19 protein-coding genes are annotated in these 19233 nt (G+C 72.2%); 10 read left to right on the forward strand and 9 right to left on the reverse strand.

The window, feature by feature from the left end:
• Positions 1 to 503 (reverse strand): general stress protein (locus tag AVP42_RS12070; RefSeq protein ID WP_067949381.1); only part of this gene is annotated, 503 nt, incomplete at its 3' end.
• 66 nt (positions 504 to 569) lie between these two features.
• On the opposite strand from AVP42_RS12070, the gene AVP42_RS12075 reads away from it, so the two are divergent.
• The 5 genes from AVP42_RS12075 to AVP42_RS12095 are packed head-to-tail and all read left to right on the forward strand — an operon-like array spanning position 570 to position 6076.
• A complete protein-coding gene (locus tag AVP42_RS12075) occupies positions 570 to 1904 on the forward strand; it encodes a magnesium transporter MgtE N-terminal domain-containing protein (protein WP_067949383.1) in 1335 nt (444 codons plus the stop codon).
• Positions 1891 to 2412: a DUF1003 domain-containing protein gene (locus tag AVP42_RS12080; protein WP_067949384.1), complete on the forward strand. Its 522-nt coding sequence runs from the start codon at positions 1891 to 1893 to the stop codon at positions 2410 to 2412. The genes AVP42_RS12075 and AVP42_RS12080 overlap by 14 nt, the downstream gene beginning before the upstream one ends.
• A complete protein-coding gene (locus AVP42_RS12085; protein WP_067949386.1) occupies positions 2402 to 3610 on the forward strand; it encodes an Mrp/NBP35 family ATP-binding protein in 1209 nt (402 codons plus the stop codon). Before AVP42_RS12080 ends, AVP42_RS12085 begins: the two co-directional genes overlap by 11 nt.
• Positions 3611 to 3615: 5 nt before the next feature.
• Positions 3616 to 4512, forward strand: a complete 897-nt coding sequence (locus AVP42_RS12090; protein WP_067949388.1) for a hypothetical protein — start codon at positions 3616 to 3618, stop codon at positions 4510 to 4512.
• Positions 4513 to 4516: 4 nt separating this feature from the next.
• Positions 4517 to 6076 carry a succinic semialdehyde dehydrogenase gene (locus tag AVP42_RS12095; protein ID WP_067949390.1) on the forward strand — a complete coding sequence of 520 codons (1560 nt, stop codon included), beginning with the start codon at positions 4517 to 4519 and terminating at the stop codon, positions 6074 to 6076.
• Positions 6077 to 6106: 30 nt separating this feature from the next.
• Here the strand turns inward: AVP42_RS12095 and AVP42_RS12100 are convergent, their stop codons facing one another.
• Positions 6107 to 6496, reverse strand: coding sequence for a twin-arginine translocase TatA/TatE family subunit (locus AVP42_RS12100; RefSeq protein ID WP_067949392.1), 390 nt, complete (start codon positions 6494 to 6496; stop codon positions 6107 to 6109).
• 90 nt (positions 6497 to 6586) lie between these two features.
• On the opposite strand from AVP42_RS12100, the gene AVP42_RS12105 reads away from it, so the two are divergent.
• Entirely contained in the window at positions 6587 to 7219 is a 633-nt protein-coding gene (locus AVP42_RS12105; RefSeq protein WP_067949393.1) for an O-methyltransferase, read from the forward strand.
• A 2-nt stretch (positions 7220 to 7221) separates the two neighbouring features.
• Here the strand turns inward: AVP42_RS12105 and AVP42_RS16290 are convergent, their stop codons facing one another.
• The 3 genes from AVP42_RS16290 to dapE all read right to left on the reverse strand — a co-directional run bounded on the left by AVP42_RS16290 (position 7222) and on the right by dapE (position 9863).
• The gene (locus AVP42_RS16290; RefSeq protein WP_019179788.1) at positions 7222 to 7395 is read right to left on the reverse strand and encodes a DUF3117 domain-containing protein; all 174 of its coding nucleotides are present in this window, start codon (positions 7393 to 7395) and stop codon (positions 7222 to 7224) included.
• A gap of 124 nt (positions 7396 to 7519) precedes the next feature.
• A complete protein-coding gene (locus tag AVP42_RS12110; protein ID WP_067949395.1) occupies positions 7520 to 8752 on the reverse strand; it encodes a hypothetical protein in 1233 nt (410 codons plus the stop codon).
• A 7-nt stretch (positions 8753 to 8759) separates the two neighbouring features.
• Complete coding sequence (gene dapE / locus AVP42_RS12115; protein WP_067949397.1) at positions 8760 to 9863, reverse strand: succinyl-diaminopimelate desuccinylase; 1104 nt, start codon at positions 9861 to 9863, stop codon at positions 8760 to 8762.
• A 101-nt stretch (positions 9864 to 9964) separates the two neighbouring features.
• Here dapE and dapD point away from each other — a divergent pair, with 101 nt between their 5' ends.
• Together dapD and AVP42_RS12125 are read left to right on the forward strand one after the other, a co-directional pair.
• Positions 9965 to 10927: a 2,3,4,5-tetrahydropyridine-2,6-dicarboxylate N-succinyltransferase gene (gene dapD, locus AVP42_RS12120; protein ID WP_067949399.1), complete on the forward strand. Its 963-nt coding sequence runs from the start codon at positions 9965 to 9967 to the stop codon at positions 10925 to 10927.
• Between the two features lie 122 nt (positions 10928 to 11049).
• A complete protein-coding gene (locus AVP42_RS12125) occupies positions 11050 to 13608 on the forward strand; it encodes a penicillin acylase family protein (protein ID WP_231878614.1) in 2559 nt (852 codons plus the stop codon).
• Between the two features lie 8 nt (positions 13609 to 13616).
• On the opposite strand, the gene AVP42_RS12130 is transcribed toward AVP42_RS12125, so the two are convergent.
• On the reverse strand, positions 13617 to 14048 hold the full coding sequence (locus AVP42_RS12130) for an Lrp/AsnC family transcriptional regulator (RefSeq protein ID WP_067949400.1): 432 nt from the start codon (positions 14046 to 14048) through the stop codon (positions 13617 to 13619).
• Between the two features lie 124 nt (positions 14049 to 14172).
• On the opposite strand from AVP42_RS12130, the gene AVP42_RS12135 reads away from it, so the two are divergent.
• Positions 14173 to 15201 (forward strand): ornithine cyclodeaminase, encoded by a 1029-nt coding sequence (locus AVP42_RS12135; RefSeq protein WP_067949401.1) that lies wholly within the window; start codon positions 14173 to 14175, stop codon positions 15199 to 15201.
• A 4-nt stretch (positions 15202 to 15205) separates the two neighbouring features.
• Positions 15206 to 16192 carry a citrulline utilization hydrolase CtlX gene (gene ctlX / locus AVP42_RS12140; protein WP_082847222.1) on the forward strand — a complete coding sequence of 329 codons (987 nt, stop codon included), beginning with the start codon at positions 15206 to 15208 and terminating at the stop codon, positions 16190 to 16192.
• Positions 16193 to 16273: 81 nt separating this feature from the next.
• Here ctlX and AVP42_RS12145 read toward each other — a convergent pair whose 3' ends face one another.
• From AVP42_RS12145 to fdxA, 3 genes are all read right to left on the reverse strand, one after another.
• Complete coding sequence (locus AVP42_RS12145) at positions 16274 to 17587, reverse strand: citrate synthase (RefSeq protein WP_369798145.1); 1314 nt, start codon at positions 17585 to 17587, stop codon at positions 16274 to 16276.
• A gap of 190 nt (positions 17588 to 17777) precedes the next feature.
• On the reverse strand, positions 17778 to 18893 hold the full coding sequence (gene dapC, locus AVP42_RS12150; protein ID WP_067949402.1) for a succinyldiaminopimelate transaminase: 1116 nt from the start codon (positions 18891 to 18893) through the stop codon (positions 17778 to 17780).
• 2 nt (positions 18894 to 18895) lie between these two features.
• Complete coding sequence (gene fdxA / locus AVP42_RS12155) at positions 18896 to 19216, reverse strand: ferredoxin (protein ID WP_067949403.1); 321 nt, start codon at positions 19214 to 19216, stop codon at positions 18896 to 18898.
• Positions 19217 to 19233 lie beyond the last annotated feature (17 nt).

Here is a 19233-nt window from a genome sequence, read left to right on the forward strand (position 1 = left end):
GCCGGCGCCGCGGCATCCGTCACCCCCAGCACGGTGCGGGCCCGGGCCACGTGACCGGGGTCGCCGATGATGGCGTAGCGCGTCGCGAGCACCTGCATGACCGAGGTGAAGTCGCGGCGGCGGCGGTTCAGGGAGTACGACACGACGCTGAAGATCATGCCGAAGCCCGCGCCGATGAGGATGGCGGCGCCGAGCACGCCGAGCGACGTGCCGGTCGGCGAGAAGATGAACAGCAGGAGCCCGAGGAACGTGCCGAACCAGGCTCCGGAGAGGGCGCCGGCGCCGGCCGCGCGGCCCCACGTGAGCTTGCCCGTGATGCGCTCGACCGTGGTGAGGTCGTGCCCGACGATCGAGAGTTCCTTCACGGGGAACTCGGCCTTGGCGAGCTTGTCGACCGCGGCCTGCGCCTCTTGGTAGGTCTCGTAGCTCGCGATCGTCTCGCCCTTGGGCAGCGTCGGGTAGGCGCGGCCGAGTCGGCCGCCGAACGGGCTCTGCGTGCTCACCCGGCCATTCTCCCATGCGGCCGCCTCGGCGGGCCGGAAGGGAGGCCCCCGGGGTAAGTTGGGGGTGTGAGCGCCACGAGAGTCTTCGTCGCCCGACTCGCCGGGTGCCCCGTCTTCGACCCCGCGGGCGACCGGGTGGGCAAGGTGCGCGACGTCCTCGTCGTGTACCGCAAGTCCGACCCGCCGCGCGTCGTCGGCCTGATCGTCGAGATCCCCGGCAAGCGCCGCGTCTTCGTCTCGATCGGGCGCGTCACCTCGATCGGCGGCGGGCAGATCATCACCACCGGGCTCATCAACCTGCGCCGCTTCGAGCAGCGCGGCGGCGAGGTGCGCGTGATCGCCGAGATGCTCGGCCGCAAGGTGGCGTTCAACGACGGCTCCGGCACGGCCACCATCGAGGATGTCGCGATCGAGGAACGCGACCAGGGCGAGTGGGAGGTCGACCAGCTGTTCGTCCGCCGCCCGAAGACGAGCGCGTCGCCGTTCGCCAAGGGGCCGTCGGCCTACGTGACGTGGCGCGAGGTCCGCGAGCTGACCGCCGCGGGCGAAGCGCAGTCGGCCGAACAGCTCATCGCGACGTACTCCGAGCTGAAGCCCGCCGACCTCGCGAGCACGCTGCTCGACCTGCCGCCTCGCCGCCGGCAGGAGGTCGCGGCCGAACTGCCCGACGACCGGCTCGCCGACGTGCTGGAGGAGATGCCGGAGGCCGACCAGGTCGACATCCTCGCCAAGCTCGGCGACGACCGCGCCGCCGACGTGCTCGACCACATGTCGCCCGACGACGCCGCCGACCTCATCGCGCAGCTCCCCGAGGAGCGCGGAGAGCACCTCCTCGAGCTCATGGAGCCCGAGGAGGCCGAGGACGTCCGGTTCCTCCTGTCGTACGGGCCCGACACCGCGGGCGGGCTCATGACCACCGAGCCGATCATCGTGTCGGCGGATGCCACGGTCGCCGAGGGCCTCGCGCTGATCCGCCGGCACGACCTGCCGCCGGCCCTCGGCGCGGCGGTCTGCGTGACGCTCCCGCCCTACGAGCCGCCGACCGGCCGGTTCCTCGGCATCGTGCACTTCCAGCGGATGCTGCGCTACCCGCCGCACGAGCGGCTGGGCTCGCTCATCGACCAGGGCCTCGAGCCCGTGACCGCCGACACGTCGGCGGCCGAGGTCAGTCGCATCCTCGCCAGCTACGACCTCGTGTCGGTGCCCGTCGTCGACGAGAAGCACCGCCTCGTGGGCGTCGTCACCATCGACGACGTGCTCGACTACCTGCTGCCCGATGACTGGCGAAGTCATCCCGACTCCGAGTCGGAGGTGACCAGACGCGCGACCGCCCGCGCCCAGCTCGCCACCGGCAGTATCCCGATCGCACCCGGAAGGAGGGCAGGAGATGGCACGCGCTGACGGCGACGACCGACGGTTCGACACCCCGAAGGGCCTCGGCCGCTCGGGCTCTCCCCTGCGACTGTCCGGTGACCGCGACCGGTTCGGCCGGTTCACCGAGGTCGTCGCGCGGGGCATGGGCACGCCGTGGTTCCTGCTGGGCCTCACGGTGTTCGTCGCCGCCTGGATGCTCTGGAACACCCTCGCCCCGGCGAACCTCCAGTTCGACCGGGCCGACTACGGCTTCATCGCGCTGACCCTGATGCTCTCGCTGCAGGCGTCGTACGCGGCGCCGCTCATCCTGCTCGCGCAGAACCGCCAGGACGACCGCGACCGCGTGCAGATCGAGCAGGACCGCCAGCGCGCGGAACGCAACCTGGCCGACACCGAGTACCTCGCGCGCGAGGTGGTCGCGCTCCGCATCGCCGTGCGCGACCTCGCGTCGAAGGACTTCATCCGGCAGGAGCTGCGGCAGGTGCTCGACGAGCTGGACCGCCGCGACGACGAGGACGCCGCGAATGGGTCCTGACCGGTCGAGAGCGACGGACTCGGACGCCTCGCGGTCGCCTGCGGAGGTCGAAGCCGCCGTCCGCGCCGCCCTCGCGGGGGTCATCGATCCCGAGATCCGGAAGCCCATCACCGAGCTCGACATGGTCGAGGCGGTGGCCGCGACCGCGAACGGGGTCGACGTCGACATCCGCCTGACCATCGTGGGCTGCCCCGCGTCGGACCGCATCGAGCGCGACGTGCGCCTCGCGGCCGAGCAGGTCGTGGGGCCGGGCAACGCGGTGGTGCGCCTCGGCGTCATGACGCCGGAGCAGCGGCAGGCCCTGACCGAGCGGCTCCGCGGCGGGCGGGGGGCCCGCGGCAACCCGTTCGGGCCGGGCACGCTCACGCGCGTGATCGCGGTGACGAGCGGCAAGGGCGGGGTCGGCAAGTCCACCCTGACCGCGAACCTCGCCGTCGCCCTCGCCGCGCGCGGCCTCTCGGTGGGGATCGTCGACGCCGACGTGCACGGCTTCTCGATCCCCGGTCTCCTCGGGCTCGTCGACGAGCACGGCAACGCGCCCCGGCCGACGCGGGTCGACGACATGATCCTCCCGCCGGTGGCGCACGGGGTGAAGGTGATCTCGATCGGCATGTTCGTCGAGCCCACCAGCCCGGGCGGGCGCGGTTCGTCGGTCGCCGTCGCGTGGCGCGGGCCGATGCTGCACCGCACGCTGCAGCAGTTCCTCACCGACGTGTACTTCGGCGACCTCGACGTGCTCCTGCTCGACCTGCCCCCGGGCACCGGCGACGTCGCGATCTCGCTCGGCCAGCTCCTGCCGAACGCCGAGGTCGTCGTGGTGACGACGCCCCAGCCCGCGGCGGCGGATGTCGCCGAGCGCTCGGGCCTCGTGGCCCGACAGACCGGCCAGCGCGTGGTCGGCGTGGTCGAGAACATGGCCGGCTTCGCCCAGCCCGACGGCTCCGTGCTCGACCTCTTCGGCGAGGGCGGCGGGGCCGAGGTGGCGCGCCGCCTCTCGGAGGGCGTCGACGAGGCGGTGCCGCTCCTGGCCTCGGTACCGCTCAGCGTGGGGCTCCGTCGCGGCGGCGACGACGGGGTGCCCGTGGTCCTCGCGGAACCCGACGACCCGGCCGCGCGCGCGATCGAACAGGTCGCCGAGACGCTCGCCCGGCGTCCGCGCTCGCTGGCCGGCCGGCCGCTCGACATCCGGGTGCGGTGAGGCGGATGCCGCGGGCACGACGGGCCGGCGCGGATGCGCTCGCGGTCGTCGTGGCGGCGCTGGTGCTCACCGGATGCGCCGCCGGGGCAAGCGTGCCGAGCGACGCCGGTCCCGAGGCGGTCGACGGGACGATCCGGGGCCTGTCGGTGGAGGTCCGCCAGGGTCGGTTCGACGTGCCCGACCGCGTGCTCGTGGTGTCGTTCGCGAACGACGGCGAGGAGCGCCTCGTGATCGACCGGGCCGAGGTGGTCTCCCCCGCACTCGAGCCGGGGATGACGCGCTCGCGACCGATCGAGCTCGATCCGGGCGACCGGCTCGACGCCCGGTTCCCGCTCACCGTGAGCGTGTGCGACGCCGCCCCCGAAACGACGGTCGACGTGCTCGTCCGACGCGGACCGGACGTCGACGCCGACGACGGGCTGCGCGCCGCGCTGGTGCCGAGCGATCCCTACGACACCATGGCCCGCATCAACGACCGCGACTGCCTCGCCGACTCCGTGGCGGCCGCGGCCTCGATCGTGCTGCCGGACCGCCTGCGCACGACCGGCGAAGGCACGGACGCGCGAGCGGTCATCGACGTCGGCGTCGAGCCCGCGGCATCCGGCGACCTCGCGCTCGAGATCACGCAGGTACTCGGCACGACGCTCATCGGCTCGGAGGCGGGCGGGGCGTGGCCGGTCGGCCTCGACGTCGCGGCCGGCGACTCGGCGACCACCGTCGAGCTCCCCGTGCGACCCGCCCGTTGCGACGCGCACGCCATCGCGGACGACAAGCGCGGCACCATCCTGCCCTTCGAGGTGCGCACGTCCGACGGTCGGTCGGGCGTGCTCGAGCTGCCCTCCGGCGACGCGCTGAAGGCCGACCTGTACGCCTACTACGCCGAGCGCTGCGGCCTAGACTGACCGCGTGTCCATCGCCCCTGCCCGTACACCCGTCCGCTCCTCGGTCGATGCCCTGACCGCCGACCTCGTCGCCTCCACCGGACGGACCGTCCCGATCCCGTCCCCGGCGACGGGCGAGCCCATCTCGGACCTCCCGCGGTCGAGCGCGGACGACGTGCGCGGCGCCGTCTCGCGGGCCAGGCTCGCGCAACTGGCGTGGGCGCGACTCGGCTTCGCCGAGCGGCGGCGGGTCCTGCTCCGGGCGCACGACCTCCTCCTCGACCGCCGCGAGGAGCTGCTCGACCTCACCCAGCTCGAGAGCGGCAAGACCCGAGGGCAGGCCTTCGAGGAGGTCTTCCAGGCGGCATCCGTCACGCGCTGGAACGCCCTGATGGCGCGCCGGGTGCTCGGCGGGGGCCGGCGTCGGTCGGGCATCCCGCTCGTGCTCTCGACGCGGGTGCGCTACCGCCCCAAGGGCGTGGTCGGCGTGATCACCCCGTGGAACTACGCCGTGAGCCTCGCCGCGATGGACGTCGTGCCCGCCCTCGCCGCAGGCTGCGCCGTCGTGCAGAAGGCCGACGACCAGGGCGCGCTTTCAGTGCTCGCCCTGCGTCGCGCCTTCATCGACGCGGGCCTGCCCGAGGCGGTCTGGGCGGTCGTCGCGGGAGATCCCGGCGAGGCCGGCGAGGCGCTCACCGACGAGGTCGACTACATCTGCTTCACCGGCTCGACGGCGACCGGGCGACGCATCGCCGAGAAGGCCGGGCGGCGACTCGTCGGCGCCTCGCTCGAGCTCGGCGGCAAGAACGCCCTCATCGTCCTCGACGACGTCGACGTCGAGCAGGCCGCAGCGGATGCCGCGCACGCGTGCTTCTCGTCGATGGGACAGCTGTGCGTCTCGATCGAGCGCATCTACGTGCACCGTCGCGTCGCCGAGCCGTTCACCGCGGCACTCGTCGCGCGCCTGTCCGATCCCCGGATCGGATCGGGTCTCGACCACGACGCCGACTACGGCAGCCTCGCGACCGAGTCGCAGCTGCAGCGCGTGCGTTCCCACCTCGACGACGCCGTCGCCAAGGGCGCGCGGGTCGTGGTCGGCGGACGCGCGCGACCCGACATCGGGCCGTGGGCCTTCGAGCCGACGATCCTCGCCGACGTGACGCCCGACACGCGCGCCGCGAACGAGGAGACGTTCGGCGCGATCGCGAGCATCGCCGTGGTCGACGATGAGACCGAGGCCGTGCTCCTCGCGAACGAGTCGGAGTACGGCCTGAACGCCTCGGTGCTCACGGGCTCCACGCGCCACGGGCTCCGCCTCGCCCACGAGATCGACGCCGGCAGCGTCAACGTCAACGAGGGCTACCGCGGCAGCTTCGGGTCGGTCGACGCGCCCATGGGCGGCCTGAAGGAGTCCGGGATCGGACGCCGGAACGGCGTGGAGGGGCTCCGGCGGTTCGTCGACCCGGTGACCATCTCGATCAATCGGCGGCTGATCCCCCTGCCGCACACCGGTCGCGAGTACGCCCGGCTCGTCGGCCCGCTCGTGCTGCTCGCGCGCGTGCTCCGGGCGATCCGGCGCGCCTGACGGCGACGAGGTCGGCCGGATGGGCCTCGTTCAGGTGGCCTCGGAGTCGAACGGGGCGCCCTCGCCCACCGCGAGCGTCTCGCGCTTGCGCTTGCGCTGCAGGTAGGCGGAGTTCTCGTTGACGGCCGCCCGCGCGACGACGGGCTTCTGCGGTTCGGCGAACGGGTCGACCTCGGTCAGTGCCTCGCGGATGATGCGACGCGGGTCGTACTGCCGCGGGTCGAGCTTCTGCCAGTCGACGTCGTCGAACTCCGGACCCATCTCCTGGCGCATGCGGTCCTTCGCCCCGTTGGCGAGGTCGCGGAGCGAACGGACCATGCGGCCGAGCTGCGCGGCGTAGTGCGGCAGGCGTTCGGGGCCGAGCAGGAAGACGGCGATCACCCCGATGATGAGGAGTTTGTCGAAGGTGAGGCCGCCCATGTCGTCAAGGATAGTGGGCGGCGAGGCGTGCAGGGCCATCTCCGGACGGCCCCTAGGCTTGGGGGTCGAGAGAACCCCGGGAGCCGCCACGTGTCCGAACACGACTTGAACTGGAAGTACGTCGACGAGTCGGTCGTCGAATCCGAGTCGATCGCGAAGGCCCGTCAGCAGTCCCTCGAGCTCGGCGTCGAGCCGGTGTCGCCGGCCGTCGGAGCGCAGCTCGCGGTGATCGCCGCGGCGGCCGGCGCTCGCGCGATCATCGAGGTCGGCACGGGTGTGGGCGTGTCCGGGCTCTGCATGCTGCAGGCGGCCCGCGGCGCGCACCTCACGTCGATCGACACCGAGACGGAGTACCAGCAGCACGCGCGCGAGCACTTCACCGAAGCGGGCATCGCGCCGGCGCGGGTGCGCCTCATCGCAGGCCGCGCGAGCGAGGTGCTGCCCCGCATGAACGAGCGCTCGTACGACATCGTGTTCGTCGACGCCGACGCGCCGTCGGTCATCGAGTACGTCGAGCACGGGCTCCGCCTGGCGAAGCCCGGGGGCAGCGTGCTCGTGGCGCGAGCGCTGTGGAAGGGGCGGGTGGCCGACCCGGCGCGGCGGGACGACGCGGCGACGGCGTTCCGCGGACTCATCTCGGAGCTCGCGGCCTCATCCGCCGTCGTCACCGCCATCTCGCCGGCCGGGGACGGCCTGCTGCAGATCGTGAAGCTGGGCGCCTGAGGTCAGGCCGCGTTCACGACGCCGCCGAGGACGTCGTAGAGCTCCTTGGCCTCAGCGTCGTTCACCGAGACGACGAGACGACCGCCACCCTCGAGGGGCACGCGCACGATGATGAGGCGCCCCTCCTTCACAGCCTCCATCGGTCCGTCTCCAGTGCGTGGCTTCATAGCCGCCATTGAGCTACCCCTTTCGTGGCTGAACCTCCATTATCCCGCACCGTGCTGTCCGCCGGGAAATCCTCTCCGGTTGTGTCCGGCCGGTTGCGGGTCCGTTCACGCGGCGTCCGCGCCTCGTTCACGATCACGGTGGCGTCCAGTCCCTGCCGTCGATGCCCCACGCGATGAGCAGCCAACCCACCTGCAGTGCGAGGAAGAGCAGGACGAGGCCGCCCCGCCACCACGGCGAGCGCGGTACGGCGAGGGCGCCGGCCATGGGGAACAGCGGCGCGAGGATCCGGAACGTGCTGGACTGCGGGAAGAACACGGCGAAGACGTACAGGGCGTAGCTCACGAGCCAGAGCCGGATGTCCACGCCGAGTCGCTTCACCCACGGCGAGGCGATGGCGAGCCCGAAGGCGATGACGAGGACGATCGGGACGATCGTGCCCATGGGCTGGCCGAGCCACCATTCACCGGACTGGAACCACGGCGTGAGGGGAACGAGCTCCACGTACCCGATGTACGCCGAACGCCACGCGAGCTCGGTGTCGGTGTACGCCGTGAGCGAGCCCGTCGCGGCCCAGGCGATGCCGGGCCAGGCGAGGCCGACCACGCCGGCGAAGGCGGCGACGGATGCCACCACGATCCGCTCGCGGACCGGGAACGGGTCCTGTCGCCGCGTGGCCCACCGCACGATCCAGTGCAGTCCGAGCGTGAGCGCGAACGCCAGCGCCCCCGGTCGCGTGAACGCCCACACGGCGAGGACGGGCACGAGCCAGCCGTAGCGCCGGTCGACGAGCAGGAGCAGCGCGATGGCGAGCCAGAGGAATCCGAGCGACTCGGCGTAGCCGAACTGCATGATCGGCGCGACCGGTGCGACGCAGAACAGCACGACCGCGAACATCGCCTGGTCCGGTTCGAGGAACCGCGACATGAGCCGGTGAAACACGAGCGCGGCGCCGAGGCCCGCCGAGAGCGCCACGAGCACGGCGGCCACGTCCCACGGCACGCCCACGGTGGTGAACAACCGGACGACGCCCGGGAAGACGGGGAGGAACGCCCACGCGTTCTCGGCGACGTGGCCGTCGTCGGTGCGGGGCAGCTCCGTGGGGTAGCCGACCGCGGCGATCACCTGGTACCAGCGCGAGTCCCAGATGTTCGCGTACTCGAAGTAGCCCGGCTGCGCACCGGTCCACGGGTTGGCGCCCTGCTCGCGTGCGAGCAGCATCACGAACACGGTCGTGAGGAGCCGGGATGCGGCGTACACCACGATGACGCGACCCCACCACGGCAGGAGCCGCCAGCGCACGCGCGGCGCCCAGCGGCCGTACCGGACGGCGTCCGGTCGCCGGGGCTCGACCTCGATCCCGCTCACCGCTCCCCTATGCGGCGGATCCGGTGAGCCAGTCGCGCAGCGCCCGCTCGCAGGCGACGATCTCGTCGCAGTCGACGCGTTCGTCGTCGGCATGCGCCAGCAACGGGTCGCCCGGGCCGAAGTTGACCGCCGGGATGCCGAGCGCACTGAAGCGCGCCACGTCGGTCCAGCCGTACTTGGGGCGCGCCTCGCCGCCGACGGCGCGCACGAACTGCCGGGCGAGCGGGTCGTCGAGCCCGGGCCGGGCGCCTTCGGCGGAGTCGGTCACCGTCACCTCGTACTCGGGGAACAGCTCGCGCACGTGGGCCGTGGCATCCGCCACCGATCGACTCGGCGCGAACCGGTAGTTGAGCGTGAGCACGGCCTCGTCGGGGATGACGTTGCCGGCGACGCCGCCGTGCACGAGCACCGCGTTCAGGCCCTCGCGGTAGTCGAGCCCGTCGACGCGCACGGTCTCGGCCTCGTACGCCGCGAGCCGCTCGAGCGCGGGCGCGAGCTTGTGGATGGCGTTCTCGCCGACCCAGCTGCGGGCCGAGTGCGCCCGGCGGCCGGTCGCGCGCAGCTCTGCGCGCAGGGTGCCGTTGCAGCCGCCCTCGACCTCGGCGCGCGTCGGCTCGCCGAGGATCGCGAAGTCCGCGTGGAACAGCTCGGGGTGCACGCGCAGCACGCGTCCGAGCCCGTTCAGGTCGGCCGAGACCTCCTCGTGGTCGTACCACATCCAGGTCACGTCGACCGCGGGCTCGGCGAGCTCGTACGCGAGCTTCAGCTGCACCGCGACGCCGGCCTTCATGTCGACCGTGCCGCGCCCCCACAGGATGCCGCGCCCGTCGACCTCCTCGTACTGCGTCGGCAGGTTGTCGTTGATCGGCACGGTGTCGAGGTGGCCCGCGATGACCACGCGCCGGTCGCGGCCGAGGTTCGTGCGGGCCACGATCGTGTCGCCGTCGCGGACCACCTCGAGGTGCGCCGCGTCCGCCAGTGCCTCGACGATCAGGTCGGCGAGCGGGCCCTCGTCGCCCGACACGCTCGGCACGTCGCAGATGGCCCGCGTGATGGCGACGACGTCGGCGGAGAGGTCGAGCGCGGCCGTGGGACGGACGGGAGCAGCCATGCGGTCGAGTCTACGGCGGCGGCCGCGGGCGGGCGGATGGCGGCGACGGGCGCCGTCGTCACGCGCCGACCCGGCGGCATCCGGCTCGATACCCTTGAGGCATGCCCGCAGACACGCCGAACACGACCGCGCCCACCGCCGCCTGGGGCGACGGGCTCGCCACCATCGCCGCCGACGGCACGGTGCTCGACACGTGGTACCCCGCTCCGCAGCTCGGCGACCTGCCGTCGCCGGAGCCCGCCGCGTGGGAGCCGCCCGCGGGCACGGTCGGCGACGACGAGCGGCGGGGCGTGCGGGTCGAACCCGTCCGCATCGCGATCCGCCTCGCCGAACCGCCGGCCGGCACCTCGGACGCCTACCTCCGCCTGCACCTGCTGTCGCACCTGCTGGTCCGACCGAACTCGATCAACCTCGACGGCATCTTCGGGCACCTGCCGAACGTCGCCTGGACCAACGCCGGCCCCGTCCACCCCGCCGACCTCGACCGCCTGCGGCCGGTGCTGCAGCGCGCGGGCATCCACGTCACGGGCCTCGACAAGTTCCCGCGCCTGCTCGACTACGTGATCCCCGAACGCGTCCGCATCGCCGACGCCTCGCGCGTGCGGCTCGGCGCCCACCTGGCTCCCGGCACGACCGTCATGCACGAGGGGTTCGTGAACTTCAACGCGGGCACGCTCGGCACGTCGATGGTCGAGGGCCGCATCTCGCAGGGCGTGGTCGTCGGCGACGGCAGCGACATCGGCGGCGGCGCCTCGATCATGGGCACGCTGTCCGGCGGCGGCACCGAGCGCGTCACCATCGGCGAGCGCGCCCTGCTCGGGGCCAACTCCGGCATCGGCATCTCGATCGGCGACGACTCCGTCGTCGAGGCGGGCCTGTACGTCACGGCCGGCACGAAGGTCGCCGTGCGCGGCGCCGCCGGCGAGCGGGACCGCGTCGTCAAGGCCGTCGAGCTCTCGGGACGGCCCAACCTGCTGTTCCGGCGCAACTCGCTCGACGGACGCGTGGAGGTCATCTCGCGTTCGGGCGAGGGCGTCGTGCTGAACACGGCGCTGCACGCCTGAGCACGCGCCGCCGCGCGGCATCCGTCGGCCCACCCGGCCGGGTACAGTGATCACCCGAGGCCGCCCCACGGGCGGCCACCCGCATGCGCATGGCGGCGCGGCGGCGAGCACGAGGGAGTGACGTGGGGACGGACGCGCCGAGGACGGCTCGACACCGGTGGGCCCGGGTCCTGGTGGGGCTGCTCGTCACCGTGCTGGTCCTCGCGGTGGTCGCCGCGGGCGTCGGCTGGTGGACCGTGCAGCGCTCGTTCCCGACCGCATCGGGGCGGGTCGTCGTGCCCGGGCTCACGGCCCCGGCGACCGTCTACCGCGACGACGCGGGCGTGCCGCACATCGTCGCCGAGACCGACGCCGACCTCTTCTTCGCACAGGGGTTCGTGCACGCGCAGGACCGCTTCTGGGAGATGGACCTGCGCCGCCACGCCACCGCGGGCCGGCTGGCGGAGCTGTTCGGCGAGTCGCAGGTCGCGAGCGACGCGTTCGTGCGCACCCTCGACTGGCGCGGCGTCGCCGAACGCGAGTACACCGAGCTCGACGCCGACACCCGTGCCGCGTTCGACGCGTACGCCGAGGGCGTGAACGCCTACCTCGACCGCCGCTCGGGCGTCGAGCTGTCGCTCGAGTACGGCCTGCTCGCGCTGCAGCGGCCCGGCTACGAGCCCGAGCCCTGGACCGCGGTCGACTCCATCGCGTGGCTCAAGGCGATGGCCTGGGACCTCCGTTCGAACCTCGGGGACGAGATCGACCGCGCGCTGCTCTCGGCCGAGCTCCCGCCCGAGGAGGTGGCGCGGCTGCATCCCGGGTTCCCGTTCGACGCGAAGCCGACGATCGTCGGCGGACCCGTGGCCGCGGCGCCGGCCGCCACGGCCGTCGAACCGCTCGCTCCGGATGCCGCCGGGCACCTGGACGCGCTCGCCTCGCTCGCGACCACCATCGACGCGCTGCCGGAACTCCTCGGCCCCGAGGGCGGCGACCTGGGCTCGAATTCTTGGGTCGTGTCGGGCGCGCTGACCGAATCGGGACTGCCCCTGCTCGCGAGCGACCCGCACCTCGGGCCGGCGATGCCCTCGATCTGGACCCAGACGGCGCTCCGGTGCGCCGAACGCAACGACGCCTGCCACTACGACGTCTCGGGCTTCGGCTTCGCCGGACTCCCGGGGATCGTCATCGGGCACAACGACCGCATCGCGTGGGGCCTGACGAACATGGCGCCGGATGTCGCCGACCTGTACCTCGAGCGCGTGCAGGGCGACTCGTACGAACTCGACGGCGCGCTCGTGCCGCTCACCGTCCGCGAGGAGGTCATCGAGGTCGCGGGCGGCGAACCGGTGTCCGTGACGGTGCGCGCGACCGAGCGCGGCCCGATCGTCACCGACATCTCCAGCGACTTCGGCCGGGTGGCCGAGGGCTACGCCGCCGTGGCCACCCCCGGCGAGCCGCCGGCAGCCGAGGGGACCGAGGCCGAGGTCTCGCTGCAGTGGACGGCCCTCACCGCCGGCACCACGCCGCGCGCGATCCTCGCACTCAACCGCGCCCGCGACTGGGACGAGTTCCGCGATGCCGCGGCGCTCTTCGACGTGCCGGCCCAGAACCTCCTCTACGCCGACATCGAGGGCAACATCGGCTACCAGGCACCCGGGCGGATCCCGGTCCGCTCCGCGGGCGACGGCACCCTGCCCCTCCCCGGCTGGACGAGCGCGAACGGCTGGTCCGCCTACCTCCCGTTCGACGCGCTGCCGACCGCGCTCAACCCGGAACGTGGATACTTCGTCGCGGCGAACAACGCGATCGCGGCCGACGGCGCCGAGCTCACGCAGGACTGGGACCTCGGCTACCGCGCGGAATCCATCGACCGCCGACTCGGCGAGCTCATCGCCGCGGGACAGCCCATCACCGCCGAGCACATGGCGGAGATCCAGCTCGACACGCGCGACGCGAACGCCGAGGCCTTCCTGCCGGTCATCGCCGAACTCGAGCTCGACGGCGACGCCGCGCGAGGGGCGCGACTGCTCGACGGGTGGGACGGCGCCGCCGACGCGGACAGCGCCGAGGCGGCGTACTTCGCCGTCTTCTGGCGGGAACTGCTCGACCGGATGTTCGGGGACCTGCCGGAGGGCACCCGACCGCAGGGCGGCGACCGCTGGTTCTCGGTCGTGCAGACGCTGCTGGGCGAACCCGAGAACCCGTGGTGGACCGACGAGGGGGCCGGTGCGACCGGACGCGACGCCGTGCTCGCCGCCGCACTCGCGGGCGCCTGGGCCGAAGCATCCGATCTCATGGGCGACGACGCCGCGGAATGGCGCTGGGGACGCCTGCACACGCTCACGCTCGAGCACTCGTCGTTCGGGTCATCGGGCATCGACGCCCTCGAGTGGACGTTCAACCGCGGACCGTACGAGCTCGGCGGGGGCTCGGCCATCGTCAACGCCAACGGATGGGACGCGAGCGTCGGCTACGAGGTCGACTGGGTGCCCTCGATGCGCATGGTCGTCGACCTCGACGACTTCGACGATTCGACCTGGGTGAACCTCACGGGCGTGTCGGGCCACGCGTTCCACCGGAACTACGACGACCAGGCCGAGCTCTGGCGCGAGGAGCGCATGCTGCCGTGGGCGTTCAGCGTCCGCGCCGTCCGCGAGGCGACGCGCGACGTGCTCCAGCTCCGGCCGCCCGGCGACTGACCCGCTCGTCAGCGCAGGACGGAGCTGAGCAGCAGGCTCGTCTCGCTGTTCACGACGCCGACGATCGAGCGGATGCGCCCGAGCACGCGGTCGAACTCGCCGAGGGTCTCGGTGCGCAGCTCGGCGACGAGGTCCCAGCCGCCGTTCGTCGTGTGCAGCGCGATGATCTCGGGGAACCCCCGCAGGCGGCGGATGACCTCGTCGGTGCTCCGCCCCTCGACCTCGATGAACGAGATCGCGTGGATCGCGAGCGGGTCCGCCTCGTCGCGCACGCGCACCGAGAATCCGATGATGGTGCCGGATGCCACGAGCCGGTCGATCCGGCCGGTGACCGTCGCGCGAGCCACGCCGAGCCGGCGCGCGAGCTCGGCCACGGGCGCCCGTCCGTCCTCGCGCAGGAGCGCGAGCAGCCGGCGGTCCAGCTCGTCCAAGAGATCCATGGACACATCGTATCTTCGTGCTGTGCAATTCGATCGCACGGGCGGCGATCCGTGAGCAGAACGGTCGTTGCCGTTGCATATCGACGGGACCTAGCCTGATCGCAGGCAACTGGAAAGGAACGTGATGACGAGCTTCGTCGACGTACGCAACATGGTCGGCTGGGTCGCCAGCACCGGACCCGAGCGCATCATCGCCGGGATCATGGAGTACCTCGAGCAGGACTTCGCGCGGTGGGAGAGCTTCGACAAGACCCCGCGCGTGGCCAGCCACACGCCCTTCGGCGTGATCGAGCTGATGCCCACGAGCGACCACGAGTCGTACGCGTTCAAGTACGTCAACGGCCACCCCTCGAACCCGGCCCACGGCTACCAGACGGTGACCGCGTTCGGCGTGCTCGCCGACGTCCACAACGGCTACCCGACGTTCCTCGCCGAGATGACCGTGCTCACCGCGCTGCGCACCGCCGCGACGTCCGCCTTCGCGGCGAAGCTGCTCGCCCGGCCCGACTCGCGCGTCATGGCGATGATCGGCACCGGCAGCCAGGCCGAGTTCCAGGCACTCGCATTCCGCAGCGCACTCGGGATCACCTCGCTCCGCGTGTTCGACGTCGATCCCGACGCGATCGCGAAGTTCGTCCGCAACATGCTCCCGCTCGGCTTCGAGATCGAGGTCGCCGGGAGTGCCGCCGAGGCGCTCGACGGCGCGGACATCGTCACGACGTGCACCGCCGACAAGGCACGCGCCACGGTCGTGTCCGACGAGTGGGTCCGCCCCGGCATGCACCTGAACGCGATCGGCGGCGACTGCCCCGGCAAGACCGAGCTCGACCCGGCGATCCTCGATCGCGCGAGCGTCTTCGTCGAGTACACGCCGCAGACCCGGATCGAGGGCGAGATCCAGGCGAAGGCGCCGGACTTCCCGGTGACCGAGCTCTGGGAGACGCTCACCGGTCGCGCCGCCGGCCGCACCGGCGCCGACCAGATCACCCTGTTCGACTCGGTCGGCTTCGCCATCGAGGACTTCTCCGCCCTGCGCTACGTGCGCGACCAGGTCGCGGGCACGAACTTCGAGCAGCGGATCGACCTCGTCGCCGACCCCGAGGACCCGAAGGACCTCTTCGGCATCGTCGGCGCGTTCTCCCCCGTGAGCTGAGCGGATGTCCGTCCAGTCCCCCGCTGCGGTCGTCATGGTCCGGCCGCACCACTTCGCCCCGAATCCGCAGACGGTCGCCGACAACGGCTTCCAGCCGAGCACCGACGGCCTCGACGAGGACGCCTTCGCGGCATCCGCCTACGAGGAGGTCACGCGCGCCGCAGCGGCGATCGAGGCGGCGGGCGTCACCGTGCACCTGTTCGAGGACGAGACCCGGCACCGCCCCGACAGCGTCTTCCCGAACAACTGGATCTCGACCCACTCGGGCGGCCACATCGCCCTGTACCCGATGTTCACGCCCAACCGCCGGACCGAGCGCCGGTCCGACATCGTCGAGCTGCTGAAGACCACCTACCGCGTGCAGGACGTCATCGACTACTCGGGACTCGAGTACGACGACGTCTTCCTCGAGGGGACGGGGGCGATGGTGCTCGACCACGAGTCGCGCATCGCCTACGCTGCGCGCTCGAACCGTGCCGACCCGATCGCCCTCGAACGCTTCTGCACCAACTTCGGCTACGAGCCGATGGTGTTCGACGCGGTCGACGGTCGCGGCATCGCGGTGTACCACACCAACGTGATCATGAGCATCGCGACCGAGTACGCCCTGCTCGCGACGGACATGATCGTCTCCCCGGTGCGCCGACAGGAGATCATCGACCGGCTCTCGGCGCGCGGCCGCCGCGACGTCATCGCGCTCACCAACGAGCAGATCGACGAGTTCAGCGGGAACGCCCTCGAGCTCTGGGGCTCGCAGGGCCGCGTCCTCGCGCTGTCGCGGCGCGCGTACGACGCGCTCACCGCCGACCAGCGTGAGCGCATCGAGCGCTCCGCGCGTCTGCTGCCCCTCGACGTGCCGACGATCGAGCTGGCCGGCGGCTCGGTGCGGTGCATGCTCGCGGGCATCCACCTCGACCCGCGCCCCGGGCTCGTGGAACGGCATGCGACGCCGGCCGACGCCGCCTCCGCCGACGAGGTCGCCGCGCTCTGACCGGGTGACCCGGCCTCGTGGCACCGGCAGACGACGACGGCCCCGCCTCCCACGGGAGACGGGGCCGTCACTCGTCCGGCGTCAGCGGTGCGGGTACGGGCGCTCGAGCGAGCCCGTGTACAGCTGCTGAGGGCGGCCGATCTTGGTCTGCGGGTCGAGGTTCATCTCGCGCCAGTGCGCGATCCAGCCGGGAAGGCGGCCGATCGCGAACAGCACCGTGAACATGCGCGTCGGGAAGCCCATCGCCTTGTAGATGACGCCGGTGTAGAAGTCGACGTTCGGGTACAGGCGACGCTGCTTGAAGTAGTCGTCCTCCAGGGCGAACTGCTCGAGCTCCTTGGCGATGTCGAGCAGCGGGTCGTTCACGCCGAGGCCCTCGAGCACGGCATCCGCGCTCTGCTTGACGATCTTCGCGCGCGGGTCGTAGTTCTTGTAGACCCGGTGGCCGAAGCCCATGAGCTTGACGCCGTCCTCCTTGTTCTTCACGCGCTCGACGAACTTGCCGACGCCCTCGCCGGAGTCGCGGATGCGCGCGAGCATCTGGAGGACCGCCTCGTTCGCCCCGCCGTGCAGCGGACCGGACAGCGCCTGGATGCCGGCCGAGATCGACGCGTACAGGTTGGCCCCGGTCGATCCGACGAGCCGGACGGTCGAGGTTGACGCGTTCTGCTCGTGGTCCTCGTGGAGGATGAGCAGCCGGTCGAGCGCCTTGGCGAGCGTGGGGTCGATCGAGTAGGGCTCGGCCATGTTGCCGAAGTTCAGTCGCAGGAAGTTCTCGACGAAGTTCAGCGAGTTGTCGGGGTAGAGGAACGCCTGGCCGATGCTCTTCTTGTGGGCGTAGGCGGCGATGACCGGGAGCTTCGCGAGCAGGCGGATCGTCGTGAGCTCGACGTGGTCGAGGTCGTGCGGGTCGGACGAGTCCTCGTAGTACGTCGAGAGCGCCGCGACGGCGCTCGAGAGCACGGCCATGGGGTGCGCGGTGTGCGGCAGCGCCGAGAAGAAGCGCTTGAGGTCCTCGTGGAGGAGCGTGTGCCGGCGGATCTTCTCGTCGAACTCGCCGAGCTGGTCGGCCGTGGGCAGCTCGCCGTAGATGAGCAGCCAGGCCACCTCGAGGTACGTGGAGTGCTCGGCGAGCTGCTCGATCGGGAAGCCGCGGTACCGGAGGATGCCCTGTTCGCCGTCGATGTAGGTGATCGACGAGCGCGTGGACGCGGTGTTCACGAAGCCGTAGTCGAGCGCGGTGAGGCCGGTCTGCCGTGTGAGCGTCGAGAGGTCGATGCTCGAGTTGCCCTGGGCTGCGGCGTGGATGGGGAACTCGGCGGTTCCGCCGGGGAAGGCCAGCGTGGCGGTGTCGGGACGGTCGGCCCCGGGCGCGGTGTTCACGACGTCGCTCACGGCATCTCCTGTGATCGTCACTTGCGGGGTCACCTGCTTTCCGGCCCCGTGCCGGTCGGCGTCGGCGGCCCGCACTACAGCCTAGACGGGCCGAGCGGGCATTGTCGCATCCACCAAGAGATCGCACCTTCGGTTGACGGATGCCACAGATCAGCCCGCCGGATGCCCCCGCGACCTCACCCGGACCCGGTCAGCGGACCGCGGTGGCGCGAAGGCGCGCCGCGGCGGAGGCCACCCGTTCGTCGGGCGCGGTGAGCGACAACCGCACGTGCTCGGGGAAGTGCGTGCCGTAGAAGTGCCCCGGACCGGCGAGGATCCCCAGGTCGGCGAGTCGACCGATCGAGTCCCAGGCGTCGCGGCCCTCCGTCGCCCACAGGTAGAGTCCCGCCTCGCTGTGGTCGATGCGGAACCCCGCGTCCTCGAGGGCGCCCCGCAGCTGCTCGCGGCGGCCGCGGTAGCGCTCCTTCTGCTCGGCGACGTGCGCCTCGTCGCCGAGGGCGACCGTCATCGCCGCCTGCAGGGGCGCCGGAACCATGAGGCCGGCGTGCTTGCGGGCCGTCGTGAGCCGGGCGATCGAGTCGTGGCATCCCGCCACGAACGCGGCGCGGTAGCCGGCCATGTTCGACTGCTTCGACAGCGAGTAGATGGCGAGCACCCCCGAGGTGTCGCCGCCGGTCACGCGCGGGTCGAGGATGCTCGGCACGGCACCCTCGCGCCACGGACCCTCCCACCCGAGTTCGGCGTAGCACTCGTCGCCCACGATGACCGCGCCGAGCTCGCGCGCGCGACCGACCGCCGCGCGGAGCTGCTCGACGTCGAGGACCCGGCCGTCCGGGTTGCCCGGCGAGTTGAGCCACACCAGCCGGGTCTCCTCAGGCCACTCGGCGGGGTCGTCGGAGGCCATCGATCGGGCCCCGGCGAACACGGCGCCCATCTCGTACGTCGGGTACGCCGCACGAGGATGCACGACGACGTCGCCCTGCCCCACGCCGAGCATGAACGGCAGCAGGGCCACCAGCTCCTTCGACCCGATGGTGGGCAGCACGTCGTCGGCGGCGAGTCCGGTCACGCCGCGGCGGCGCTCGTACCACGCGACGATGGCGCGGCGCAGCGCCGCGGTGCCCACCGTGGTCGGGTACGCGTGCGCGTCGGTCGCCGCCGCGAGGGCCTCTCGCACGACGGGCGGCGTGGAGTCGACCGGCGAGCCGATGGACAGGTCGACGAGCCCGTCACGATGCGCGGCGGCGCGCTGGCGATACGGGACCATGAGGTCCCAGGGGTACTCGGGCAGGGCGCCGAGCGCCATGCTCAGTGGCCCTGGGGCGGCAGGGCGGCGACGAGCGGGTGGTCCTTGGCGATCACGCCGACCTTGGCGGCACCGCCGGGCGAGCCGATGTCGTCGAAGAACTCGACGTTGGCCTTGTAGTAGTCGGCCCACTCGTCGGGCAGGTCGTCCTCGTAGTAGATGGCCTCGACGGGGCACACGGGCTCGCAGGCGCCGCAGTCGACGCACTCGTCGGGGTGGATGTAGAGGGAGCGTTCACCCTCGTAGATGCAGTCGACGGGGCACTCGTCGATGCAGGCGCGGTCCTTCACATCGACGCACGGCAGGGCGATGACATAGGTCACGGTGGGTCGGTGTCCCT

This window comes from Agromyces sp. NDB4Y10, assembly GCF_001620055.1.
In the GTDB taxonomy this organism is placed as follows: domain Bacteria; phylum Actinomycetota; class Actinomycetes; order Actinomycetales; family Microbacteriaceae; genus Agromyces; species Agromyces indicus.